Source organism: Neobacillus sp. BF23-41 (assembly GCF_041106275.1).
Map to the genome: position 1 here is coordinate 1 of NZ_JBGBPR010000078.1, position 2,797 is coordinate 2,797.

At 40.3% G+C, this 2,797-nt stretch carries 1 protein-coding gene; it reads right to left on the bottom strand.

Annotation, left to right across the window (positions count from 1 at the left end; all coding sequences use genetic code 11):
* Positions 1-106: 106 nt before the first annotated feature.
* Positions 107-1,435, bottom strand: a complete 1,329-nt coding sequence (gene ltrA / locus AB7942_RS30310) for a group II intron reverse transcriptase/maturase (protein WP_369449759.1) — start codon at positions 1,433-1,435, stop codon at positions 107-109.
* Positions 1,436-2,797 lie beyond the last annotated feature (1,362 nt).

Genomic DNA, 2,797 nt, shown 5'->3' on the forward strand with positions numbered 1-2,797 from the left:
TAGTCGAGTAGAAGGGAGCCTTTCTACCTTGCGGTAAATTGTACTCCACCCCCCTCACAGAACCGTGCTTGCACTATTAATGCACACGGCTCCTCCTAGTTATCATTTACAGAATGTAGCTAATCTCTTTTTTTAAATCATATATATTCACTTTTATCCTTGGTGATGGGAGTGGATACTTCTTAAGAAATAGACTGAATTTATCCCATGTAAAGGATTTCCTTTGGCTTCTTCTATTGAGCCATTTAAATAATAACTCTTCGATTTTGTCTTTAAAGTTGTAAACATTTTGGGTATTATCAGTGATGCAATAATAGTTGTAATAACCTATTAGTGAGCGTTTAAATCTATCCATAATCATATGAATATCTTTACTTCTATTACTCTTCAGCCATTCTTTCGTTTCTTTTAGTTTACCTTGGACTTTCTTCCTGCTTGTTTTCCGTTTTACTCGAAATTTCCCTTGTTTACTTTTACCGCAAAAGTGTGTAAACCCAAGGAAATCAAAAGTTGCTGGTTTATTTCTTCCCTGTTGATTTGCATTTTGCTCCGCAAACCGCCCGAAAGGAATAATTTTGGTTTTATCCTCGGCTATTTCTAGATTAAATTTCTTTAATCTAAACTTTAATGAATGGAAGAATTGCTGGGCTTCACTTTTATATTGAAAACAACAAACAAAATCATCTGCATATCTCACTATGTATGCTTGTCCCTTGCACTGTTTCCTTACCCTTTTCTCAAACCATAGGTCGAGGACATAATGGAGGTATACATTGGCTAATATCGGAGATATTACTCCACCTTGCGGTGTGCCATTGTCTGTTTTATATTTCTTACCTTCCTCCATGTATCCACCTTTAAGAAACCTACCAATTATCCTTAGTAGGTTAGGGTCAGCGATTCGCAGTTTTAAGAACTCCATCATCCAAGTGTGGTCAACGTTGTCGAAGAAACCTTTGATATCTACATCTACTACATAATTTACTGCCCTCTTTTCAATATAGTGGTTCAGTATTTTCAACGCATCATGGCAGTTGCGATTTGGACGGAATCCAAAGGAACAATCTAGAAAATCATTTTCATAAATGGTATTTAGTATCTTTGTAATACCTTTTTGAACAATTTTATCTTCATGTTCTGGTATTCCCAATGGTCTTTTCTTGTTTGAATTGAGTTTTGGAATATACATTCTCCTTACTGGAACAGGACGATAACTTTTGCTTTTGAGCCTACTTACTAAATCCTCTATGTTTTCTTCTAAACTCTCACCGTACTGCTCTTTGGTTGTACCGTTAATCCCAGCTGCCTTCTTATTGGGTAGTTCAAGATGGCATTTAACTAATGCTTTCTTATTTAATAAATGTACAAGAGATGTAAATTTCATTTTAGGATCAGATTTTGCTAATTCTGCTATCCTTATTAGTTTTGTTTCCATTTATTATACCTACCTCTGTGTGTAGTAAATGTGTCCCTAGTAAGGGTGATAACTGGTAGCTAGCCTTTCCTCCATCGGCATTACCCAACTTCATTGGTACTACGCTGCTATCCGACTCCCTACACGGCATTTGGTTTCCTCGCTTTTTATCACTTGTAGACCATACTCTTCTATTAAAATAAGAAAAGACCGGTAGGGTCTCCCGAGTTGCCGTATCATATCAATGTATAACGTGCCAAGGTCACTGACTCCAGAGAGGTTTTATCCTTCTTGCCTTTAACGAATGATAAAATGTAGCTTTCTGCAGTGCTTAAAGCATCAGCCCTCTCGGTTTACTAACATTATGGAGCTCAATCCCTTCAACCATTTGGCTTTCGGCCCGTCGTCGGGTAGAAAACAAGCGCGCTCAATCAATATTTATTGATTCACGTTTCCTGTAGCCCCCCTACGATCCCGGACGGTCGGATTTCCCGAGTCCGGTTCTGACCTTGGATTAATCACCTAAAAGCCTTCCCATACAACCGCAGGATTAAATGTCGGTACACATATTCCCCCATCATTTGTAGGTTTACTTGTAAGCTAGTTTAAACATACTTTATAGCTCAGAGTCTATAATGCTCAAACATTCCAAGTGCCCAGAGGTCCTTTGCCCTATCAAAGGTGTTACCTAGATTAGGAGTATAATTTGCTTATACTTAAGAAGACATTACTCTTCTCTCAAAGCTACTACGACCTCATGCGCCAGTCCTAAATCTTCCTATCAACTTCTATTAGCCTCATATATGATAGGTCTTTATTGGTTTGTACCATTCCAATTTGAAGTAGGACCTTCCCGTCGTTATCTCTGAGAATCTTTCCCTAGATGCTAGAACCCGTATCCCGGCTGCCCTTACGGTGCTTTTGACCGTTTCTTCCCGTAAGACATCGGTCTTCCCCCGTTAGATAAAGGTCGACGCTAAGCATAAATCCCTCGAAACAGTTTCTCAGAGGGGCGTAGATTTCGGGACTGCAGTATTCGTTAAATCCTTCTGGCCTCTAGGTTTGCTCGCCACACAGACTGTTCCGACCTTATTCTCTCAGTGTAGAATAGGCCGCCGTGACTTTTACTTCCAAGCAGAACGTGGTTTGTTACCTCCCCACGCATTGGATATGCTAGTCATCCGAATTCGGCCAATTGATGACAGGAGACTTTCACTCCATAAGATTCTCAGCCTTGACGGCTGCTCCACCTAACTGTCTACGCTTAAAGACTAAAGTTACCTATAGCCCTCCAAGACTCGCTACGAGCGAATGGCTAGTTCTTACTCGACGGGAATCCCACCCGCTATATGATACGACCTAGGCTCGGCCGCACAAGCACCC

Bases quoted from the DNA above. Each gene is read 5' to 3' on its own strand.
- ltrA (WP_369449759.1), bottom strand. From the start codon at position 1,435: ATGGAAACAAAACTAATAAGGATAGCAGAATTAGCAAAATCTGATCCT.